15 protein-coding genes are annotated in these 18,423 nt (G+C 73.2%); 6 read left to right on the top strand and 9 right to left on the bottom strand.

All coding sequences use genetic code 11. The features are described 5' to 3' along the window. Positions 1–50: 50 nt before the first annotated feature. Positions 51–1,658: a hypothetical protein gene (locus ABZ573_RS16150; RefSeq protein WP_358118781.1), complete on the bottom strand. Its 1,608-nt coding sequence runs from the start codon at positions 1,656–1,658 to the stop codon at positions 51–53. 377 nt (positions 1,659–2,035) lie between these two features. Between ABZ573_RS16150 and ABZ573_RS16145 the strand changes: the two genes are divergently transcribed. After that, positions 2,036–4,738: a replicative DNA helicase gene (locus ABZ573_RS16145; protein ID WP_358118780.1), complete on the top strand. Its 2,703-nt coding sequence runs from the start codon at positions 2,036–2,038 to the stop codon at positions 4,736–4,738. Positions 4,739–4,753: 15 nt separating this feature from the next. Here ABZ573_RS16145 and ABZ573_RS16140 read toward each other — a convergent pair whose 3' ends face one another. The 5 genes from ABZ573_RS16140 to ABZ573_RS16120 all read right to left on the bottom strand — a co-directional run bounded on the left by ABZ573_RS16140 (position 4,754) and on the right by ABZ573_RS16120 (position 10,407). Beyond that, a complete protein-coding gene (locus ABZ573_RS16140) occupies positions 4,754–5,434 on the bottom strand; it encodes a maleylpyruvate isomerase N-terminal domain-containing protein (RefSeq protein WP_151456177.1) in 681 nt (226 codons plus the stop codon). A gap of 119 nt (positions 5,435–5,553) precedes the next feature. After that, positions 5,554–5,970: a zf-TFIIB domain-containing protein gene (locus ABZ573_RS16135; protein WP_327030029.1), complete on the bottom strand. Its 417-nt coding sequence runs from the start codon at positions 5,968–5,970 to the stop codon at positions 5,554–5,556. Between the two features lie 22 nt (positions 5,971–5,992). After that, entirely contained in the window at positions 5,993–6,625 is a 633-nt protein-coding gene (locus ABZ573_RS16130) for a phosphoribosyltransferase family protein (RefSeq protein WP_358118777.1), read from the bottom strand. A gap of 9 nt (positions 6,626–6,634) precedes the next feature. Further along, positions 6,635–7,939 (bottom strand): glycosyltransferase 87 family protein, encoded by a 1,305-nt coding sequence (locus ABZ573_RS16125; RefSeq protein ID WP_358118775.1) that lies wholly within the window; start codon positions 7,937–7,939, stop codon positions 6,635–6,637. A 65-nt stretch (positions 7,940–8,004) separates the two neighbouring features. Continuing rightward, positions 8,005–10,407 carry a bifunctional diguanylate cyclase/phosphodiesterase gene (locus tag ABZ573_RS16120; RefSeq protein ID WP_358118939.1) on the bottom strand — a complete coding sequence of 801 codons (2,403 nt, stop codon included), beginning with the start codon at positions 10,405–10,407 and terminating at the stop codon, positions 8,005–8,007. A gap of 999 nt (positions 10,408–11,406) precedes the next feature. Here ABZ573_RS16120 and moaC point away from each other — a divergent pair. The 4 genes from moaC to ABZ573_RS16100 all read left to right on the top strand — a co-directional run bounded on the left by moaC (position 11,407) and on the right by ABZ573_RS16100 (position 14,153). Further along, the gene (gene moaC / locus ABZ573_RS16115) at positions 11,407–11,898 is read left to right on the top strand and encodes a cyclic pyranopterin monophosphate synthase MoaC (RefSeq protein WP_358118773.1); all 492 of its coding nucleotides are present in this window, start codon (positions 11,407–11,409) and stop codon (positions 11,896–11,898) included. Next, on the top strand, positions 11,895–12,365 hold the full coding sequence (locus ABZ573_RS16110; protein WP_358118771.1) for a MogA/MoaB family molybdenum cofactor biosynthesis protein: 471 nt from the start codon (positions 11,895–11,897) through the stop codon (positions 12,363–12,365). The genes moaC and ABZ573_RS16110 overlap by 4 nt, the downstream gene beginning before the upstream one ends. A gap of 82 nt (positions 12,366–12,447) precedes the next feature. Next, positions 12,448–13,707 (top strand): molybdopterin molybdotransferase MoeA, encoded by a 1,260-nt coding sequence (locus ABZ573_RS16105; protein WP_358118769.1) that lies wholly within the window; start codon positions 12,448–12,450, stop codon positions 13,705–13,707. After that, positions 13,704–14,153 (top strand): molybdenum cofactor biosynthesis protein MoaE, encoded by a 450-nt coding sequence (locus ABZ573_RS16100; protein ID WP_327030025.1) that lies wholly within the window; start codon positions 13,704–13,706, stop codon positions 14,151–14,153. Before ABZ573_RS16105 ends, ABZ573_RS16100 begins: the two co-directional genes overlap by 4 nt. A 16-nt stretch (positions 14,154–14,169) precedes the next feature. Here ABZ573_RS16100 and ABZ573_RS16095 read toward each other — a convergent pair whose 3' ends face one another. Continuing rightward, positions 14,170–15,612 carry a glycosyltransferase 87 family protein gene (locus ABZ573_RS16095; protein ID WP_151456337.1) on the bottom strand — a complete coding sequence of 481 codons (1,443 nt, stop codon included), beginning with the start codon at positions 15,610–15,612 and terminating at the stop codon, positions 14,170–14,172. 215 nt (positions 15,613–15,827) lie between these two features. Then, positions 15,828–16,373: a DoxX family protein gene (locus ABZ573_RS16090; RefSeq protein WP_151456336.1), complete on the bottom strand. Its 546-nt coding sequence runs from the start codon at positions 16,371–16,373 to the stop codon at positions 15,828–15,830. Between the two features lie 125 nt (positions 16,374–16,498). Here ABZ573_RS16090 and ABZ573_RS16085 point away from each other — a divergent pair, with 125 nt between their 5' ends. Further along, positions 16,499–17,053, top strand: a complete 555-nt coding sequence (locus tag ABZ573_RS16085; RefSeq protein WP_151456335.1) for an N-acetyltransferase — start codon at positions 16,499–16,501, stop codon at positions 17,051–17,053. 26 nt (positions 17,054–17,079) lie between these two features. Here the strand turns inward: ABZ573_RS16085 and ABZ573_RS16080 are convergent, their stop codons facing one another. Beyond that, on the bottom strand, positions 17,080–18,321 hold the full coding sequence (locus ABZ573_RS16080; RefSeq protein ID WP_151456334.1) for an ATP-binding protein: 1,242 nt from the start codon (positions 18,319–18,321) through the stop codon (positions 17,080–17,082). Between the last annotated feature and the right edge of the window lie 102 nt (positions 18,322–18,423).

The following is an 18,423-nucleotide window of genomic DNA, read 5'->3' as shown; positions in this document are numbered from 1 at the left end:
CAGTGCCTTCGGCTAGCAGCGGCAGCATGGTCGTGTCGTCGCGCTGATCGTCAGCCGATCGGCTGGCCCGTCACCGCGCTGATCATCACCGTCGAGAGACCGCCGCCGACCACGGCCGCCGCCAGCGCGACGCTGGCCGAACGCCACGTCGTACCGACCCGGCGCAGCAGCAGCGCCACGACCAGGCTGCTGGCCAGCGCCAACCCGAAGCGCGGCAGGCCCGCTGCCAGCGAGCCAAGCGCCCGCGCCCGAGGCGAGTCGCAACCCCCTCCGCTGATGTCGGTGACACACCCCGCCGGCACCTGTCCGTCCAGGGTCAGCAACCAGACGAAGATCAGCGCCGCCGGCACCAGATAGCACGCGACCGTGTAGAGCAGCGACCGCCACGGACCGCCAGGATCGGGATCGAGCAGGTCGTCCTCGATACGACGGCCCCACGCCCCCGCCCCGGCGGTCCCGGCCCTACGGCGTACGGCCGACGCCGTCGCGGCACCGACCGGCTCGGCTACGCGCCGACGCGGCGCGGGACGCGGCCGCGGCGCGGAGTAGGGCACCACGGGTGACCGGGGCGCCGACGCCGGCGGGTCCATCCAGCGGGGATCGTCGCCCGCCAGCCGGGTGCCCGACCAGAAACCCTCGCTCCGGTCGTCCTGCCCCGGCCAGGACCATTCCTGCACGGCGCCCCCGCCGGAGCCCGGCGCGGTCCTGTCCCACCCGCCGTCGTCGGAACATCGCTCCCACGCGCCGGTGTCGTCGGACCGGCGCCACTCACCGGTGCCGTCGGTCCGGTCCCACCGACCCGTGCCGTCGCTCCGGTCCCAGCTGCCGGTGTCGTCGGCCCGGTCCCACCGGCCGGTGTCGGCGTGGTCCCAGCGGTCGACCTCACCGGCCGGGTGCCACGCGTGCACACCCGACGCGTCCCACGCGTCCACCGCCGGAGGGGAGGGTGGGCTCTCGGACGCGGCGAGGTGCGACTCCCGGTCCCAGGGATCGACGGCGGGGCGGTCCTCCGCCGCCCGCCGGCCCCGGCGGGCCGGCCGCTCGGCCTCCCGATCCGGTACGGACCCGGACGCGTCCGCCTCCTCCAGGCCGGACCAGACGACCTGCGGGCGTTGCGACGGCAGGCGCCTCGGCCGGCTCGGCGGCGCCGAGCCCGAGACGGGGTCGTCCTCGGCCCGCCGCCGCCCGGAGTATCCCCGCTCCTGCGGACGGTCGAACGTCCACTCCCCGGTGTGCTCCGACTGCTGGGCAGCGCCGAACGTCCACTCTCCGGTGTGCTCCGACTGCGGAACAGCGTCGATCGCCGGGGTCTCGCGCCAGCTCGTCTCGCTGACCCGGTGCCAGCTGTTCGTGGTCTCCGTGGCCCGCCAGGCACCGGAGTGCGGTTGGTGGGCCTCGATCCCCACCTCGTCGTCGGGCGCGGCGTGACGGCCACCGCCGTCGGCGCTGCGGATCCCCGACTCCAGGGCCCAACGCGGCAGGTAGCTGTCGACCGGCTCCTGCTGCCCGCGCTCGACAGCCCGGCGCCGGCTCGGCGTGCGGTGCCGCGCGGGAGCGTGCTCGTACGGATCGACCGGTGCCGGGTCGGCGGGATCGTCCCAGGAGGCGACCGACTCGCGCGGACCGCCCTCTCCGCGTCCCCAGTCCCGGTTACTCACGGCCGGAGCGTGACCCTTCTCAACCGATTGCGCAATCCGCTGTGCAGGTGTAGCCGTTCGCTGGAGATAGTACGGGACGTTCGACCGCGCAGTTCGACCGAAAACTTGCCGTCCACAGGCTGGGGATTGTGTTTCCGCAGGTCAGCACCTTGCAGCGGAGAATTCCCCAGCCGTTGTCCACAGGCTGTGCACACCCTGCGCACATGCTTGTCCCCCGGCGTCCACAGGTTGTCCCGAGGCTCGTCCACCGACGTGGTTGAGGGGCTGACCTCGGGTTCCGTATGGTTGGCCCCCGACCGGTCGTGCGATGACCCCCGATCGACCGGCAGGTCGAGGTTGTCCATCCCGGCGACAGGGCTGGATCCAGATCCGACGCAGTGGAGGGGGGACCCGTGTCGGTCACCGACGACATGCGGGCGGACTCGCGATCGGGCGGGGGGCACGCGTCCCCGCCGCCGCAGCGCGACGGCCAGTTCGACAAGACCCCGCCCCAGGACATCGCCGCCGAGCAGTGCGTCCTCGGCGGCATGCTGCTGTCCAAGGACGCCGTCGCTGACGTCGTGGAGATCCTCAAGACCAACGACTTCTACCGGCCGGTGCACGCCACCATCTTCGACACCATCCTGGAGATCTACGGCCGGGGCGAGCCGGCCGACTCCATCACTGTGGCGGCGGCCCTGGCCAACTCCGGCGATCTCGTCCGGATCGGCGGCGCCCCCTACCTGCATACGCTGATCGCCAGCGTGCCGACCGCCGCGAACGCGGCCTACTACGCCCGCATCGTCAGCGAGCGGGCGGTCCTGCGGCGTCTGGTCGAGGCCGGCACCAAGATCGTGCAGCTGGGCTACGGCACGGCTCAGGGCGGCAGCCGCGACGTCGACGACGTCGTCGACCTCGCCCAGCAGGCGGTCTACGACATCACCGAGCGCCGCGTCAGCGAGGACTTCGCCGTACTCGCCGACATGCTCCAGCCGACACTGGACGAGATCGAGGCGGTGGGCGCCCAGGGCGGCATGATGACCGGCGTCCCCACCGGCTTCACCGACCTGGACCGCCTGCTCAACGGCCTGCACGCGGGGCAGTTGGTGATCGTTGCCGGACGCCCTGGGTTGGGCAAATCGACAGCAAGTATGGATTTCGCCCGAAACGCTGCAATTCGGGCAAATCAAGCGTCGGCCATCTTCTCGCTGGAAATGAGCAAGGTCGAGATCGTCATGCGGTTGCTGTCGGCCGAGGCGCGCGTGCCCCTGCACGTCCTGCGCAGCGGCCAGCTTTCCGACGACGACTGGACCAAGCTCGCCCGCTGCATGGGCGAGATCAGTGAGGCGCCGCTCTTCGTCGACGACACGCCGAGCATGAACCTGATGGAGATCCGGGCCAAGGCGCGCCGGCTCAAGCAGCGGCACGACCTCAAGCTGATCGTGGTCGACTATCTCCAGCTGATGACCTCTCCGAAGCGCACCGAGAGCCGGCAGCAGGAGGTCGCGGACCTCTCCCGTGGCCTCAAGCTGCTCGCCAAGGAGGTGGAGTGCCCGGTGATCGCGGTCAGTCAGCTGAACCGTGGCCCGGAGCAGCGCACCGACAAGCGACCGCAGCTGTCCGACTTGCGTGAATCGGGCTGCCTGACGGCGGAGACCCGGCTGATCCGGGCCGACAACAACTCCGAAGTGACCCTCGGCGAGTTGCTCGCCGACGGAACCAAGGACGTCCCGGTATGGGCGCTGGACGAGACACTGCGCTACACCCCGCGAACGATGACCCACGTCTTCCCGAGCGGCAATCGGGAGGTGTTCCGCATGAAGCTGGCCTCGGGTAAGCAGATTGACGCGACGTCGAACCATCCGTTCCTCACCTTCGCCGGATGGTTGCCGCTCGGGGAGTTGGCGCCGGGAGCGCGTCTCGCCACCCCCCGGCACGTTCCGCCTCCACTCACGATCCGACCGTGGGCGGAGCCGGAGGTCGTCCTGCTGGCGCACCTGCTAGGCGACGGCTCGTTCGTGCGCCGGCAGCCCATTCGGTACGCGAGCCGCGACGAAGGCAACCTGCAGGCTGTGGCGGAGGCCGCCAAACATTTCGGCATCACCGCCATCCGTGACAACTACGAGGCGGCCAGGGTCACCACCCTGAGGCTTCCCGCTCCCTACCCTCTCGCTCGCGGCCGGCGCAATCCGATCGCCGAGTGGTTGGACGGTCTGGGACTGTTCGGCCTGCGGTCGCATGAGAAGTTCATCCCGGCGGCGATCTTCGGCATGCCGAAGGAGCAGATCACACTTTTCCTCCGGCACCTGTGGGCCACGGACGGCTCGGTGACCGTGAACAAGTCCGGCCGCGGTGGCCGCATCTACTTCTCGTCGACAAGCCGCCGGATGCTAGAGGACATATCCCGGCTGCTGCTGCGATACGGCATCACCGCTCGGATCAAAGTGGTGCCGGTCGAACGTCACCGACCTCAGTACACGCTTGACGTTTCCGGACGGGATGACCAGTTGCGGTTCCTCCGGGAGATCGGCGTGCACGGAGACAGGGCGCTCAACTGCGTCGAGCTGCTCACATCGCTCACGGCGATGCGCAGCAACACCAACGTCGACACGGTGCCGCGCGAGGTGTGGGGCCGGGTCCGGGAGATCCTGGCGGAGAACGGCATGACCCACCGCGAGTTCGCCGCAGCGATCGACTCCCAGTTCTGTGGCAGCACGTTGTGGAAGCACGCACCAAGTCGATCCAGGCTTGCGAAGATCGCATCGGTCCTCGAAGCCGCCGACCTCGACCTGCACGCCACGAACGACATCTTCTGGGATGAGATCGTGTCGATCGAGTCACTCGGCAGCCACGACGTCTTCGACGCCACCGTCCTCGGTACCCACAACTTCATCGCCAACGGCATCGCCACCCACAACTCGATCGAACAGGATGCAGACGTCGTCATCCTGTTGCACCGCGACGACTACTACGACAAGGAGTCGCCGCGTGCCGGGGAGGCGGATTTCATTGTTGCCAAGCACAGAAATGGCCCCACCGACACGGTGACGGTGGCCGCGCAGCTCCACCTGTCGCGCTTCGTGGACATGGCCATCGTCTGAGGGCGGCCGCGCCGGTCAGCCCAACAGGGGGAACCAGCCGGCGACCTCGCCGAGTTCGAGCTGGTCGCGGTCGGTGAGCGGCAGTCGGCCGGTGGCCTTGAGCAGGTAATCCGCGTCGCTCCACGCGGCCGGCCGGACGGCGTCGTCGCTGAGCAGGCCGTCCATGGTGGTCACGGCGACCCGCGTGGCCAGCACTCCGGGCAGGGGCGCGTCGGGCAGGTCGAGGACCAGGTCCAGGTGGTGCACGACGGCCTCGGTGGTCAGGGTGGCGAGCAGGTCCGGCACCCGCAGCACGTGCCCCTGGGTGGTCACGTGGCCGTCGGGGTCGGCCGCGCCCGCGGCGCGTACGGCGGCGGGTGCGGTGTTGGTCCAGAGCCGGACGATCCCGCCGGGGCGGTCGAAGGCGGCTGCGGAGCGGCGGGCCCACCAGGCGTGCCGCGCGCCGTCACCGTCCCTCTCGGCCGGGAACGCGCGCCAGTAGGTCACGTCGTCCACGTCGGGCGGGCCCTCGGCGGGGCTGGCCAGCGCGACCAGCGCACGCTGGGCGTCGCAGAGCACGTGGAACAGCAGATCCGCGACGAGCCAGCCCCGGCACCGGGTGGGCCGTTGCAGGTCCGCGTCGTCGAGGTCGGTGACGACGCGGGTGATCCCGTCGTACGCCTGCGCCAGCGCGAGGTGTCGTCCGCGGTGCGTCATGGAGCGCAGCGTCGCACGGCCGCCGCCGCTCGGCACGGCGAACGGCGGCGGAACGGGGCGTGGCACCAGACCACGGGTGACCGGGCCGGTCGAGGCGCCGGCCCGGTCGACGGAGTGGCTCAGCCGAACATCTCGTCCAGGAAGCTCTTGTGCTTCTTGCGCTTGTAGTGGCCGTGGTAGCCGTGGTGCTGCTGGCCGTAGGCGGGGGCCGGCGGGTAGCCGTGCACCGGCGGGGGCGGCGGCGGGACGGCGCCGTAGCCCGGCTGGTGCGGAGCGGGTGCGGGCGGCGGGGGCGGCGGGGGCGGGTAACCGCCCTGCTGGTGGCTCGGCTGGCCGGGGTAGCCGCCCTGCTGGTGGGCGGGCTGTGCCGGGGCCGCGCCCTGCTGGCGACTCCAGTTGGCCTCCGCCTCGAACAGCTTCTCCAGCTCACCGCGATCGAGGAAGATCCCCCGGCATTCGCCGCACTGGTCGATGGTGACGCCGCTGCGCTCGTACTGGCGCATCTCTCCGTGACACTTGGGACAGGTCAGGCTCATCCTCCGACCGTACCCGGTCAGGTCACGCAGTCGCTGTCAGCGCTTCCGTGACTTCGGAGTCGGCGACCTCGTGGAAGTCCTCGTAGTAGGTGCTCACCGCCATGAACTCCGGCGGGTGCTGGGCGCAGACGACCTGGTCGGACTCGGCGGCCAGCATCTCGTACGCCTCCTGGGAGCCGACCGGGACGGCCACCACGACCCGGCGGGCGCCGAGGTGACGGGCGACCTGGACGGCGGCGCGGGCGGTGGCCCCCGTGGCCAGGCCGTCGTCGACGATCACGGCGGTGCGCCCGGTCAGGTCGAGCGGCGGCCGACCGGCGCGGTAGAGCCGTTCCCGCCGTTCCAACTCGGCCTCCTCGCGGCGGACGACCTCGGCGACGTCGTCCTGCGTCAGCCGACTGGCGACGACGTCGTTGAGGACCCGCACGCCGCCGGGGCCGAGCGCGCCGAAGGCCACCTCGGGCGCCCACGGCATGCCGAGTTTCCGGACGACCAGCACGTCGAGGGGGGCGCCGAGACGCTCGGCGACCACCCGGGCCACGGGCACGCCGCCGCGTACCAGCCCGAGGACGATGACGTCCGGTGCACCGATGAGTGCGGTGAGCCGTTCGGCGAGCGTCCGGCCCGCCTCTTCGCGGTCGCGGTAGGTGGTCATGCCTCAGGTCTACGCCGTGTCGCCGGCCTCCGCCCGCCGGTTCGCGGAAACCGGGGGGTGCAGGGCGGGGGCCCACGCGAGGAGGGCGAGCGGGTAGAGCAGGTAGCCGAAGCGGGTCGTGGGCATCAGCAGGATCGCGGCGAGCAGGCCGTACCCGCAGATCAGGGCGGTGGCGGCGGCGGTGCGGGGCGGGCGGCGGGCGAGCCGGACGGCGATGGCCAGCCCGGCGGCGAGCAGGAGGGCGACGGCGACGGCGCGGCCGGCGGGCAGCGCGGTGGCGATCAGGTGACCGGGGAACGGCGACTGGGCGGGGCTGGTCACCAGGCCGTGCCCGAGCGGGAAGCGGAGCACGTTCTCGACCAGCGCGTCGCGGTCGACGAGCAGGGCCGGCAGCAGCGCGGCGGCGGGCACGCCGATCGCGCCCGCGGCGACCCGCAGGCCGGCCCGCCGGGTCAGCCCCCAGATGATCAGCACGAGGGCGACCGGCCAGGCGAAGAGCTTCAGCGCCCCGGCCAGGCCGACCGCGAGACCGGCCCGGCCCGGCCGGCCGGCGGCGGCGAGGGCGAGGGCGAGCAGGCAGAGCGCGAGTACGGGCAGGTCGTCGCCGCCGGTGGCGAGGGTGAGCGCGCAGATCGGGAGGACGGTGGCGGCCTGTACGCCCCGGAGCAGGGCGGCGCCGGTGTGGTCGTCCGCCCTCCGGCGTGCGCCGCGGGTGAGGGCGCGGACGGCCAGGGCGAGCGCCAGCGCGGTCCCGACGGCGAACCAGACGCGGGCGTCGGTCCACCAGGCGTCGACGGCCGCCCGGGGCAGCCCGAACAGTGCCATTCCCGGCTGGTAGGGGGTGTAGCCGAGCAGTTGTTCGCCGGGTGGCAGGGCGGCGATGGCGTCGTGCCCGAGGTACGGCGTGCCGGTGTCGACGAGCCGCCGGCCGGACTCCTCGACGACCAGCACCTCCTCCTGCGCCCGGTCGGTGCGTCCGCCGGCCCGTTGGAGGCTCTGCCAGGCCAGCGGCAGCAGGGCGGTGGCGAACCAGGCGAACCCGGTGACCGCCCAGCGGGCCCGCAGCCCGGCCGGCGGCGATGCGGGGTCGCGCCGCCGCAGCAGGAGCTGGCCGGTCGCGGCGAGGGCCGCGAGGAGGTATCCGACGGCGGCGACGGCGCCCCAGGCCCGGTGCGGGAGCAGGGTGGACGTGGCGGCGGTGATCGCGGCGAACGCCGCCGACCCGGCGTACAGGCCGAGGTCGAGGGCGAGGCCGCCGGCGGCGGAGTCGAGGCGCTGCCAGCCACGGCGGCGGGCGGTCGGGGCGGCGGTCACGCGGGCCAGTCTGGCAGCAGGTGCGCGTCGCCGCGTCAGGCGGGCAGTTGGCGCCTGCCGCCGCGTCAGGCGGGCAGGTGGCGGTCGGTGCGGCCACGCCCGCCCGGCCGGCGGCCCGGGGCGAGCCGGATCACGGCGCCAGCGTCGTGCAGTGGAGGGGCGAGGGTGCCGGGGCTGCCCCCGGAGCCGCGCCGGAACGCCGCGAGGAGCGTGCCGGCGGGCACCGGCCGGGCGAAGAGGTGCCCCTGGCCGGCCGTGCAGCCCAGCTCCCAGAGGGCCCGGCGCTGCGGCTCGCTCTCCACGCCCTCGGCCACCACGTCGAGCCCGAGGCTGCGGCCCAGGTCGAGGGTGGAGCGGATGACGGCGGCGGCCTCGGCGGAGGTCTCCATGGCGGTCACGAAGCTGCGGTCGATCTTCAGCTCGTGCACGGGGATGCGGGAGAGCAGCGACAGGGAGGAGTAGCCGGTGCCGAAGTCGTCGAGCGCCAGCCGGACCCCTTCGTCGCGCAGCCGGCTGAGCACCCGATCGACCACGTCGAGCTGGCTGAGGGTGAGCGTCTCGGTCAGCTCCAGCACCAGCCGGTCGGGGGGCAGGTCGTGGGCCCGCAGCCGGGCGAGCACGGAGCCGGGGAAGCGGGCGTCGAGGAGGCTGCGCGGCGACACGTTGACCGCCACGGGCACGTCGAAGCCGGCGTCCCGCCAGCTGCCCGCCGCGATCAGGGCCTGGTCGAGGATCGCCTCGGCGAAGGCGGGGAGCAGGCCCGAGCGTTCCACCGCCTCCAGGAAGCGCAGCGGGTCGATCATTCCGTGGGTGGGGTGGTGCCAGCGGGCGAGGGCCTCCGCGCCGGTGACCCGGCCGGTGCCCAGGTCGACGATGGGTTGGAAGTTGACGGTGAACTCGTGGTCGGCGACGGCGCGCGGCAGTTCGCCGCCGAGGGTGAGCCGGCCGAGGTCGGCGGTGTCGCGGGTCGGTGCGTACGTCGAGGTCCGCTGACCGGCCCGTTTGGCCTGGTACATCGCGACGTCCGCGCGGCGCAGCAGCTCCGGCATGCCGCCGGTGGCGGGTGCGGCGGCGATCCCGCCGCTCGCCTCGACGCTGATCCGCATGCCGTCGAGGTCGAACGGCTCGTGCAGCGTGGCGAGCAGGGTCTCCGCGCGGTGCGCGGCCACCGCGGGGGCCGGCAGACCCCGCAGGAGTACGGCGAACTCGTCGCCGCCGAGCCGGGCCACCAGGTCCCCCTCCTGGGCGGCGTCGCGCAGCCGCTCGGCGACCTGCACCAGGACGTGGTCCCCGGCGGCGTGCCCGAGGGTGTCGTTGACCTCCTTGAAGTGGTTGAGGTCGATCAGCACCAGCGCGGTCACCCCGTCGGCGTGCCGGGTGTCGAGCTGTTCGGTGCCCTGGTCGAGCAGGTGCCGGCGGTTGGCCAGCCCGGTCAGCGCGTCGTGGGTGGCGGCGTACGCGTGCTCGTCGGCGACCCGGGCCAGCTCGGCGTACGCCTGCGCGTTGCGTACCGCCGTGCAGAGCGCCGAGGCGAAGGTGCGCAGCGTGTACTGCTCCCGTTCGGAGAGCTGCACGGGCCCCCGGAACCGCAGCCGCAGTACGCCCACGTCGACCGTCCGGTCGTGCCCCTCCAGGGCGGCGGGGACCACGGTGCCGTCCACGGCGGTCGGTTCGCCGGCCGGCCCGTCGTACGTGATGGCGACGGCACCGCCGCGTACTGTCCGGCCACCGTCGCGCAGCTCGATCTCCACCTCGTCGGCGGAGAACAGCTCGGCGGCCTGGGTGACCGCGGTGGTGAGGACCTTGTCCAGGTCGACGACGTTGAGCGCGTCGGTGGTGCGGGCCAGCCGCTGCCACGCCTGCTGCTCGGTGCGGGCCTTGACCCGGTTGGAGTAGAGCAGGTGGAGGCTGAGTACGAGGGGCGGCACCGCCAGCAGGAGCCGGGGATCCCCATGGAGGATGAACAACGTGGTGACGATGAGGACGAAGCGCGCCAGCGCGCTCGTCAGGCGCAGCCCGAGGTCCTCGCGGAAGAGTTGCCTGAGCCGGGTGCCCGTGGCGAGTGCGATGACCGGGAGGGTCAGCAATTCGTCGAGGACCACCGTGACGGCGTAGGCGACCCCGATCGGGCCGAGGGCCGGCCACAGGTCGGTGATCGGTGGCGATCCTCCGGCCGCGTGGAGGGCTGCTCCGCCGCCCACCGCCAGCAGCATGGTCTTGGCCACGCCGAAGGCGGCCTTCAAGGGCGGGAGCTTGGCGAGGTACTGGGCTATCGCCACCCCGATGCCGGTGGTCAGGATCACCAGCGGAGTTGGCGCAACCGCCAGGCTCAGGATGATCGCTGTCTCACTCCAGGAGATCGCGTGGACCGTCGCGCGAATCCGGATCCGCCACTTGATCGTCATGGCGAGGAAAGCCAGACAGATCAGAGTGAGCGAGAGCGTCAGGTGGTTGCGTGACCAGCCCAGCTGGGTCAGCTCGCGGAGACACAGGGCGGCCGCGATGGCGGCCGCAACGCAGACGAGGCCGACGTGCAGCGTGAGCCGCCGCTCGGCCTCTGTCTTGCCCACGTTCAGTCGTGTCACGGCATCCCGACTGCTTCCGGCTGCAAAGCACGCCAAGATTACCCGCGGTCACGCGCCAGCCACAATGCTCAGTTCCACTCGTGTGCCGACATCGCTATCCCTCCCCGGTTTCGCGTTGGCCCTTGCGCGGCTGTGTTCCGCGACGCCGACAGCCTAAGTGCGGTTCGGCCAATTATGGAGGGATATATGTGACTATGGGCAATGGATGAGAACCGTGCCCTGCGACGTGACTTTCTGCTTCTGGCCGGGAACTCAGTGCTGTGTTTCTGCCGACTTCCGGTTAACGCTAGATAATGAACCGGTGGCGGCGTCGGCGCATCGGACACGACGGTGCAGTTTGCAGCGGCCGACAGCGTGGCACCGGGTCGTGGCCCGTGTCCTGGGCACATCGCGTGGTCGGGGCCACCGCTTCCGTGCCGGTGCGCCCATCCGCCCGGGTGGTTCCGTCAGCGCTCACCGCCTGCCGCCGCTCCCGGCGAGGTCACGGAACGACCGGAGCAAGATGCACTCCGTATGTTGCCCGTTGCCGCCCCGATCGATACGGCCGGAAGATTCTCCCGATGGTGATGATCGCTTCCGTGGCGTTGCGGAGTCAATGACGTCCGTCGTTCGAGGACGGCATGCCGGGCCACCGTCCACCGGGAAGGGAGGGCTATCGGCCCGGTCCATGAAGTGGGATGGAAACGGCCGCGGGACAACGGGCCGGAAACGCGTTCCGAATTCGCGACAGGGGTGGCCCACTCGCCCGGAGTCGCGGCCGTCGCGCGATCGAAAGGCACGTCGGTTCAGCCGGTGCGGGGCCCATCGTCGCCCGGCGCCGCGACGCTGCGTGCCCGCGCCGGTGATCCCCTGCACCCGTACCGGAAAGATAGGCTCGCGGGCGTGACCGATCCCGCGCAGCTCACCCACGTCGATCCGGCGGGCGCGGCCCGCATGGTCGACGTCTCCGCGAAGGCGGTCACCGGCCGCCTGGCCGTCGCCGCCGGCCGGCTCCGCACCACACCAGAGGTCGTCGAGCTGCTGCGCCGCGACGGGCTGCCCAAGGGCGACGCGTTGGCGGTCGGTCGCCTCGCCGGCATCATGGGCGCGAAGCGCACCCCCGACCTGATCCCGCTCTGCCATCCCATCGCCCTGCACGGCGTCACGGTCGACCTGACGCTCACCCACGACACCGTCGAGATCACCGCCACCGCGCGGACGGCGGACCGCACCGGCGTGGAGATGGAGGCGCTGACCGCGGTGGCCGTCGCCGGGCTGGCGCTCGTCGACATGGTCAAGGCGGTCGACCCGGCGGCCAGCGTCGACGCGGTCCGGGTGCTGCGCAAGGAGGGCGGCAAGACCGGCCTGTGGGTCCGCCCGCAGGAGCGGCCGTGATCCGGGCCCGGGTCGTCGTGGCGTCCAACCGGGCCGCGGCGGGGGTCTACGCGGACACCAGCGGTCCCCTGCTCGTCGCGGGCCTGCGCGACCTCGGCTGCGAGGTGGACGGGCCCGTGGTGGTGCCCGACGGCGAACCCGTGGGCGAGGCGCTGCGCGCCGCCCTGGCCGACGGGATCGACGTGGTGCTGACCAGCGGCGGTACGGGGATCAACCCCTCCGACCGCACCCCGGAGGTGACGCGGGCGCTGCTCGATCACGAGATCCCCGGCATCGCCGAGGCGATCCGGGCGCACAGCCGCGACAAGGTCCCCACCGCCGCGCTCTCCCGGGGGCTCGCCGGCGTCGTCGGCCGGATGCTGGTGGTCAACCTGCCCGGGTCGACCGGCGGGGCCAGGGACGGCCTCGCCGTGCTCGGGCCGATCCTCCGTCACGCCGTCGACCAGCTCCGCGGCGGCGACCACTGACGACGCGGGAGGGCCGCGACCAACCGGTGGGCGCGGCGCCGCTGACGGCGCGGCCGGCATGCCGCACCGTTAGGCTCGGCCGGTGAGCACGGAAACCGCCCCGGCCGCCGAGCCGGCCACCGCGCCCCCGCCCGCCGGCTGGGAGGAGGCCCGGTCCCGGGTGTACGCGGTCGGCCTGGCCGCCGCGCTCCCCGCCGTCAGCCGGCCGCTCGCCGAGATCGACGGGCACACCCTCGCCGAGCCGCTGGCCACCCGCACGGACCTGCCCGCCTTCCCCACCTCCAGCGTCGACGGCTGGGCCGTGCGCGGCACCGGGCCGTGGCGGCCGGTCGGGCGGGTGCTGGCGGGCGGCACCCCGGCCCCGCTGACCGACGACGGGACGACCGTCGAGATCGCCACCGGCGCGATGGTGCCGGAGGGCACCACGGCCGTGCTGCGGGTGGAGGAGTCCCGTCGTACGCCGGAGGGCCTCGTCGACGGCACGCCGCGGCCGGCGCCGGAGTGGCGCGAGCCGGGCGAGGAGGCCTACGCCGGGGAGGAACTGGTCCCCGCCGGCACGCCGGTGGACCCGGCGCTGATCGGCCTGGCCGCCTCCTGCGGGCACGACAGCCTGCTGGTGCGGCGGCAGCCCCGCGCCGCGCTGCTGGTCTTCGGCGACGAGCTGCTGACCGCCGGCCCGCCCGGCGCCGGACGGGTGCGCGACGCGCTCGGGCCGGCGGTGCCGGCCTGGCTGCGCCGGTACGGCTGCCTGGTCCGCCCGTCGGACATCGTCGGACCGGTGGCGGACACGCTCCCCGCGCACGTGGCCGCCCTGCGCGCGGCGCTGAGCACCGCCGACCTCGTGTGCACCACCGGCGGCACGATGCACGGGCCGGTCGACCACCTGCATCCCACGCTGGAGGCGCTCGGCGCGGACTACGTGGTCAACACGGTGGCGGTGCGGCCCGGTTTCCCGATGCTGCTGGCGCGGCTGGTCGACGCCGACGGCCGGGTCCGGTTCGTCGCCGGGCTGCCCGGCAACCCGCAGTCCGCCATCGTCGCCCTGGTCTCGCTGGTCGCCCCGCTGCTGGCCGGCCTGGCGGGCCGCCCGATGCCGGTGCTGCCGCACGTCACGCTCGCCGAGCCGGTGCGCGGCCGGGGCGCGTACACCCACCTGGCGCTGGTCCGGTTGGACCGGACCGCCGGCACCGCCCACCCGGTCCGGCACGTCGGCTCGGCGATGCTGCGCGGGCTGGCGGGCGCCGACGGGTTCGCCGTCATCCGCCCCGGCACCTCCGGCGAGCCGGGGGACCGGGTGCCGGTCGTACCGCTGCCGCTGCTGCCCGGGGAGCGTGCGTGGTGACCACGCCGACGACCGACGCGTCGGGCCGGCCCGCGACGTTCGGCGAGGTCACCGACCGGCCGCTCGACCTCGCCGCGCACGAGGCGGCGGTCGCCGACCGCCGGGCCGGCGCGGTGGTCTCGTTCCAGGGGGTGGTCCGCGACCACGACCACGGCCGCGCGGTGACCAGCCTGGAGTACGAGGGCCACCCGAGCGCCGGGCGGATCCTGCGCGAGGTCGCGGCCGAGATAGCCGCCGACCCGGACGTGTACGCGGTTGCCGTGTCGCACCGGGTGGGCCCGCTCGACATCGGCGACGCGGCCCTGGTGGCGGCCGTCAGCACCGCCCACCGGGCCGCCGCGTTCGCGGCCTGCGCCCGACTGGTCGACGAGGTCAAGGCGCGGCTGCCGATCTGGAAGCGACAGGTCTTCGCCGACGGCACCGAGGAGTGGGTGAACTGCCCCTGAGGGGCGGCCCACCCGGTCAGCGGCGCAGGCTCGGCGCGGCCTGCCGGCCGAACCGGTCGGCGTAGAAGGCCGGCTCGGCGCCAGGGCGCCACGGCAGGGCGGCGACCAGCAGGATCAGGGCCAGCGCCAGGGAGTTCTCCATCAGGGCGCCGAAGAGGCCGTCCTGGTAGTGCGACACCTCGGGGAGCTGGTGCTCGTACGGCCAGATCGGGGAGACCAGGAAGAGCAGGTAGAGCCCGACGGCGGCGACGCCGTGCCGGAGCCCGGTCAGCGTCGGGTACCAGATCGGCGGGCGCAGCCCCGTCACCCCCGGCGGCCCGCCGTACCCGCCCTGGCCGGCCCGCTGCGCCAACCCGCGGCTGGCCTCGCGGCGGCGTACGGCGGCGTCGGCCAGCACGATGATCGCCGGGATCACCCAGACCAGGTGGTGCGTCCAGGAGATCGGGCTGATCACGTTGGCGGTGAGGCCGACCAGCGTGAACGCGGTCAGCTCGTCGCCGTCGGCGCGGGCGTTGACGGCGCGGGAGAGACCGACCGCCAGCATCAGCACCGAGAACGCCAGCCAGAGCAGGCCGGGCGTCTCGATCGAGTCGTACAGCCGGGCCAGCAGCCCCGCCAGCGACTGGTTGGGCGTCATGTCGGCGGCCCCGACGCGCTCGGTCTGCCAGAGCACGCCGCCGAAGTAGGCCCGCGACTCGGTGCCGACGACCGCGAAGGAACCGACGGTCACCGCGATCACCGTGCCGATCGCGGTGGTCGCGGCACGCCACTGCCGCGTGATCATCAGGTAGGCGATGAACAGCGCCGGGGTCAGCTTGACGGCGGTGGCCAGGCCGATGCCCACGCCGGCCCACGCCCCGCTGTAGACGAAGCGCAGCAGCGGGCCGTCGGTCGGGGGGATGTGGGTGCCCCGGCGGGCCCGCCAGCGCAGGCCGATCAGGTCGGCCATGATCAGTGCGAAGAGGAGCAGGTTCACCTGGCCGTAGCCGAGGGTCTCCCGGGCCGGCTCGACGGCGACCGCCAGCGGCGTCGCGATCCCCACGGTGAACCAGAGGGGCCAGCCGAGCCGGTCGACGATCGGGCGGAGCAGCCCGGCCAGCACGACGGCCAGGGCGGCGATGCTGGCGAGCGCGTTGACCATCCCGGCCAGCTCGACCGGCAGGTGCGCCATCGGCAGCATCACCAGACCACCGAACGGCGGGTAGGTGAAACCCAGGGTGGTGCCGGGTGCGATGAACTCGTAGAGCTCGTGACCGCTCGCCCACCACACCACCGCGCCGTGGTAGATCTTCATGTCGAAGAAGTTGTACGGCCGCCCGAAAGCACCGATGGCGAGCCATGCGGCATAGGCGACGGCGGCCACGATGCCAGCCCGTACGACTGTCCTACGATCGATCCCACGCGTTACGCGACGGACTGGGGCGAGGCGGTCCACCCGTCTTCCGACGGTCGCCGGCATGGCGTGGCCACCCCCGTACCAAGGTCGTCCTACCCGTCCAGGTCCTGCACGGAGCCTAGAACGGCGCCTCACGTTAATGCCTCCCGCGTTATGCGACCGTGTCCGATCCCACACATGTTTTTGACATTTCCACCGCGTTAACGCCTGTCGGGTGGTTCAGGTGATTCGCGGCGTTGACACGTGAAGGCCCGGGCGGGGGGAGGTATCGACGCAGGTCAGCCAGGCAGTCGACGGGCCGTCGCTGCCGATCGTACGGCGATCCGGGCCTCCCTGCGGGCGGTACGGACGGCTCGCTGCACGGAACGTCGGGAGTGGCCGATCCGGTGACCGGTCCGCCACCGCAGCCCCGGCCTGCCGCCGGTGTCGGCGGCGGCGAGCAGCAGCCCGCCGAAGAGGCCGAGGTTCTTCAGGAAGTGGATCTGGTTGTTGCGCCGTGCCGCCGGGTCGTCGTTGTTCCAGAAGGGATGCCCGGCGAGGGTCACCGGGACCAGCGTGCCGGCCAGGACCAGCGCCGCCGGCCGGGCGAACCGTCCGGTGGCGAGCATCAGCCCGGCGCCGACCTGCACCGCCGAGTTGACGCGGATCAGCGTCTCGGTGTCGGTGGGGATGCGGGGATCGGCCTTCTCCAGCAGCGGAGTCACCCGGTCCGTCACGGGCTTCGCGGCCGGGACCAGCCGCCCGGGGTTCCGGAGGTTGGTGAACCCGCTGACCACGAAGATGCCGCTCAGCATGGCGCGGGCGAGGGAACGTACGGGTTTCATGGGTCAGTCATACCCCGTCGTCGGCCCGGCTACCCCCGCAACCGCCGATCCGGATCGGCGGACGTGCACCTCGCGCCACGCCGATTCGAGCGACCGTCGCTGATGGACGGCCTGTGAGGGGTAACGTGCCCCGCGTGACGACGCTACGGCTGCGACCCGAGGACCCGGCCGACACCGGCGCGGTCCGGCGGGTGCTGGCCGGCGCGTTCGCCCGCCCCGACGTGACCGCGCCGCCCGAGGTGGGGCTGGTCCAGGAGCTGCGGGACAGCGACGCCTGGCTGCCGGAGCTGGCGATGGTCGCCGAGTACGGCGGCGAGGTCGTCGGCTACGCCCTGCTCACCCGGGTCCGGGTGAAGTCCGACGACCACACCGCGCCGGCGCTGGCGCTCGGCCCCGTGGCGGTCGCGCCGCACCGGCGGCGGATCGGCCTCGGCACGGCGGTGGTGCAGGCCGCCATCGAGGCGGCCACGGAGTTGGGCGAGCGGCTGGTGGTGGTGCTCGGCGACCCGGGCTACTACCACCGGTTCGGCTTCGGCCGGGCCGACCGGATGGGCCTGACCAGCCCTTGGTCGGGTCTCGGCGATCCCTGGCAGGCGCTGGTGCTGCCGCCGACCACGAGCGGCGAGGGTCCGCCGCCGCGCGGCGAGGTGCTCTTCCCGCCGCCCTGGTCCAAGGTCTGACGCCCGGCGCGGTCCGTGGTGGCCGGTCAGGCCGGTTGGGTACGCAGGTAGCGGCCGAAGTGCGGGACGGTGAAGGCGACCGTGCCGCGTTCACCGGAGTAGATCAAGCCCTTCTTGATCAGCGCGTCCCGGGCCGGGGAGAGGCTGGCCGGCTTGCGCCCGAGGGCCCGGGCGATCTCCGCCGTCGGCACGGCGGCGTCCATGTCGTCGCGTCCCCCGCCGTCCGCCTCGCCCTCCACCAGGGACAGCGTGGCCATGGCCCGCATGTACTCGCGTTCGGCCGGGGTGGCCCGTTCGAAGCGGGAGCCGAAGAAGCCCACGGCCAGCTCGGCCTCGGCCTCGGGCGCGGCGACCCGTACGTCGGCGGAGGTGATCGGCGAGCGGGGCGCGTGGTCCCAGGTCGCCTTCCCGTACGCCTGGACGAAGTAGGGATAGCCGCCGGACTTCTCGTAGAGCAGGTCGAGCGCCTTCTGCTCGTACTCGACCTCCTCGCGCTCGGCCGGCGCGCAGAGCGCCTGGTCGGCGGCGATCCGGTCGAGCCGGTCGATGCGCTGGTAGCGGAAGAGCCGCTCCGAGTACGACTTGGCCGCACTGAGCACGGCGGGCAGGTGCGGCAGCCCGGCGCCCACCACGATCAGCGGCGCGCCGAGCTGGGACAGCTCGTGGCAGGCGGCGCAGAGCGCGGAGACGTCCTCCGGGCCGAGGTCCTGCATCTCGTCGATGAAGATCGCGATGCCGGTGCCGACGTCGGCGGCCACCGCGGCGGCGTCGGTGAGCAGCTCGACCAGGTCGATCTCGATGTCGCCGGAGTCGGCGCGGCCGGTGGCGGCGGGCACGTCGATGCCCGGCTGCCACCGGTCGCGCAGCTTCGGGGCGGCGGTGCCGCGGCCGGTCGGCGCGGTCCGCTGGGCGAACGCCCTGAGCACGCCGAGGAAGGCGTCGATCCGGTCGGGCGCGCGGTGCCGGGGCGCCAGCTCCCGGACGGCCATGTGCAGCGCGGCGGCGATCGGGCGGCGTAGCGACTGGTCCGGTCGGGCCTCGATCTTGCCGCTGCCCCAGAGGTGGTTGATCGCCTGGGAGCGGAGGGTGTTGAGCAGCACCGTCTTGCCGACCCCGCGCAGGCCGGTGAGCATCAGGCTGCGTTCCGGCCGGCCCCGGGCGATGCGCTCCAGCACGACGTCGAAGACGTCCAGCTCGCGCCCCCGCCCGGCGAGTTCGGGGGGACGCTGACCGGCTCCCGGGGCGTACGGGTTGCGGACCGGATCCACGCATCGCACAGTATCGGGCCGTCTAGCTGGGGGACTAGACATCCGTAGATGGGGCAACCGGCGTGTCGGGTCACCGGGATCGGTCTCGACACAAAACTAGGG

It is taken from the genome of Micromonospora sp. NPDC007220 (assembly GCF_040634035.1).
Lineage (GTDB): Bacteria > Actinomycetota > Actinomycetes > Mycobacteriales > Micromonosporaceae > Micromonospora > Micromonospora reichwaldensis.
This window is presented reverse-complemented; position numbering and strand designations above follow the sequence as displayed.